The following is a 2,409-nucleotide window of genomic DNA, read 5'->3' as shown; positions in this document are numbered from 1 at the left end:
TTCACCAGCGCCATCGAGCGCGCCGCGGGCGAAGAAGACAGGAGAGTCTGAGATGACGACACAGCAGACCCCGGCGATCCAGGTGCACGGCCTGGAGAAGTCGTACAAGGACCTGCAGGTGCTGCGTGGGGTGGACTTCGACGTGGCGCGGGGCGGCATCTTCGCCCTGCTCGGCTCGAACGGGGCGGGCAAGACCACGGTGGTGAAGATCCTGTCCACGCTGCTCAAGGCGGATGCGGGTACCGCCCGGGTGAACGGTTTGGACGTCGCCACGCAGGCCGCGGACGTGCGCGAGTCGATCAGCCTGACCGGGCAGTTCGCCGCCGTGGACGAGATCCTCAGCGGGCGGGAGAACCTGGTGCTGGTGGCCCGGCTGCGGCACCTGAGGAATCCCGGCCAGGTCGCCGATGAGCTGCTGGCGCGGTTCTCGCTGACCGATGCGGGTGGGCGGAAGGTGGCGACGTATTCGGGCGGCATGCGCCGCCGGCTGGACATCGCGATGAGCCTGATCGGCGACCCGCCGGTGATCTTCCTCGACGAGCCGACCACCGGGCTGGACCCGCAGGCCCGCATCGAGGTCTGGCGGACCGTCAAGGACCTGGCCGGCCGGGGCACCACGGTGCTGCTCACCACCCAGTACCTGGACGAGGCCGAGCAGCTCGCCGACCGGATCGCGATCCTGCACCAGGGCCGGATCCTGGTCAACGGCACCCTGGAGGAGCTGAAGCAGCTGCTGCCGCCCGCCAAGGTCGAATACGTCGAGAAGCAGCCGACCCTGGAGGACGTCTTCCTCTCCCTCGTCGGCACGAAAGCCTGAAGGAGCCACCATGAGCAAGCATTTCTTCGGTGACACCGCCGTCCTGCTGGGGCGCTCCCTGCGCCACATCACCCGCAGCCCCGACACCATCATCACCACCGCGATCATGCCGATCGCGATGATGCTGATGTTCGTCTACGTGTTCGGCGGCGCGATCAGAACCGGGTCGGATGCGTCGTATGTGAACTACATGCTGCCCGGCATCCTGCTCATCACGGTCGCCTCGGGCATCGCCTACACCGCCTACCGGCTGTTCATGGACATGAAGGGCGGCATCTTCGAGCGCTTCCAGTCGATGCCGACCGCGCGGTCGGCGGTGCTGTGGGCGCACGTGCTGACCTCGCTGGTGGCCAACCTGGTCTCGCTGGCGGTGGTGATGCTGGTGGCCCTGCTGATGGGCTTCCGCTCGTCGGCGGGAGTGCTGGCGTGGCTGTCGGTGGCGGGCATCCTGGTGCTGTTCACCCTGGCGCTGACCTGGATCGCGGTCATCCCGGGCCTGTCGGCCAAGACGATGGAGGGGGCGAGCGCGTTCTCCTACCCGCTCATCTTCCTGCCCTTCCTCAGCTCGGCCTTCGTGCCCACCGACACCATGCCCGGCCCGCTGCGCGTCTTCGCCGAGAACCAGCCGGTGACCTCCATCGTCAACGCCGTCCGCGCCCTGTTCGCCGAGCAGCCGGTCGGCAACGACATCTGGATCGCCCTGGCCTGGTGCGTCGGCATCCTCGTGGTCGCCTACGCCTTCGCCATGACCACCTACCGCCGCAAGATCTCCTGAAAGGCAGCATCATGACCGACTCCCTCCACACCATCACCACGATGCCGGCCGAGCGCCGGCCCGGCTGCCCCTTCGACCCGCCCAAGGAGCTGATCGAGGCCCGCGAGCAGAGCCCGATCAGCCGCTTCCCCTTCCCCGACGGGCACCAGGGCTGGCTGGTCACCGGATTCGACCTGGTCCGGGCGGTGCTGGCCGACCCGCGGTTCAGCTCACGCAAGGAGCTCATGCGCCACCACTGGGCCATGGACATGACCGGCGTCGAGATGCCTCCGGCGCCGCCCGGCGAGTTCCTGCTGATGGACGAGCCGCAGCACGGCCGCTACCGCAAGCCGCTGGTGGGCAAGTTCACCGTCCGGCGGATGCGGCTGCTCACCGAGCGCGTCGAGCAGGTCACCGCCGAGCACCTGGACGCCATGGAGAAGGCCGGGCCGACGGCGGATCTGGTGACCGCGTTCGCCAAGCCCATCCCCGCCATCATGATCTGCGAGCTGCTGGGCGTGCCGTACGAGGACCGGGGCTCCTTCCAGGAGCAGGTCGACACCTTCATGAGCGGCGAGACCAGCGACGAGGACCTGATGGCGGCCTACACCGCGGTCCAGGACTACCTCGCGCGGCTGGTGGCCGCCAAGCGCGCCGACCCCACCGACGACATCCTCAGCGAGCTCACCGACAGCGACCTGACCGACGAGGAACTGAAGGGCATCGCCCTGATCCTGCTCGCGGCCGGGCTCGACACCACCGCCAACATGCTCGCGCTGGGCACCTTCGCCCTGCTGCAGAACCCGGAGCAGCTCGCCGCGTTGCGCGCCGATCCCAC

At 68.6% G+C, this 2,409-nt stretch carries 3 protein-coding genes; all 3 read left to right on the top strand.

Translation table 11 applies throughout. From position 1 onward, the window contains the following. Nucleotides 1–52 precede the first annotated feature (52 nt). Nucleotides 53–817, top strand: a complete 765-nt coding sequence (locus tag AB0J69_RS61605) for an ATP-binding cassette domain-containing protein (protein WP_364138658.1) — start codon at nucleotides 53–55, stop codon at nucleotides 815–817. Nucleotides 818–827: 10 nt separating this feature from the next. After that, nucleotides 828–1,592 (top strand): ABC transporter permease, encoded by a 765-nt coding sequence (locus AB0J69_RS61600; protein ID WP_364138656.1) that lies wholly within the window; start codon nucleotides 828–830, stop codon nucleotides 1,590–1,592. A gap of 11 nt (nucleotides 1,593–1,603) precedes the next feature. Beyond that, nucleotides 1,604–2,409 (top strand): cytochrome P450 (locus tag AB0J69_RS61595; protein WP_364138653.1); only part of this gene is annotated, 806 nt, incomplete at its 3' end.

The sequence above is a fragment of the Nonomuraea sp. NPDC049709 genome (assembly GCF_040674815.1).
GTDB lineage: Bacteria > Actinomycetota > Actinomycetes > Streptosporangiales > Streptosporangiaceae > Nonomuraea.
Note: the sequence above shows the minus strand (reverse complement) of the source record. Positions and strands in the feature narration are given on the sequence as shown.